Source organism: Gilliamella sp. B3023, assembly GCF_026536845.1.
Taxonomy (GTDB): Bacteria; Pseudomonadota; Gammaproteobacteria; order Enterobacterales; family Orbaceae; genus Gilliamella; species Gilliamella apicola_E.
In genome coordinates this window covers 1-802 of record NZ_JAFNNH010000068.1, presented here as the reverse complement: position 1 = coordinate 802, position 802 = coordinate 1, and the positions used below count along the sequence as shown (strand labels likewise).

At 40.4% G+C, this 802-nt stretch carries 1 protein-coding gene; it reads right to left on the bottom strand.

Going from position 1 to position 802, the window contains the following annotated elements:
• On the bottom strand, nt 1-802 hold an 802-nt coding region (locus J3U16_RS12000; protein WP_267343209.1), incomplete at both ends, for a hypothetical protein.

The following is an 802-nucleotide window of genomic DNA, read 5'->3' as shown; positions in this document are numbered from 1 at the left end:
CACTACCAGCTATCATCCTGCCGCCTGTAATTTGCGGTGCTCTAATTTCAGTGCCCGCTATTAATCTATCGCCTCGCATAGTACCAGTAGCAATTAAATCACCATCCAAGAACATCGCTGGCTCAACCCATTTTGCACCGTTGTACATTCTGGTTTCTGAATGAGCTACTTTACCTGTACCGTCTAATGAGTAGATAATTAGCGTGGTATCACGGGCAGGATAAAATCCGAATTCACGATAAAACATTTGGGTTGCTTCATCATTGTTAGTTGGGAATTTACCGTCCTGCGTTTGAATTCTAAATAATCCCCCCGCACCATTTTCTGCAATTAAAGTTTTGGTGTTAGCTATGAACATCCCTGAACGACCGACAACATTAACTGCATTCACGCCGTACCAATATTCGGTATCGGGTTGACAATCAACATCAGTAAGCGTCATTGCTCGACCAAGATAATTAGTTTTTGCTTCGACTTCGGCTTTAGTTGTGCCTTTGTAGAATTCAAACTGAGTACCCAAGCTTGATACAGAAGCCATAACAGGGCGTATAGCAACATTAAAACTGCTTGGAGTTAACACTAAACCCGTTGGATTGGCTGGAGGTAAAATAGAAAATACAATTGTGGTTTCATCACCTAATCGCCCGTCCTCTGCTACCCCTCTTACTGTTGCATTGAACTTACCTTGTTGTAATTCTGATAAATAATATTCAGTATCATTAACAGTTTCACGGCTAATTAATTTATCATCACGATAGATTTTTACTTCGAATTTCAGATTTTGAATCGTTCTTGGTGTTGA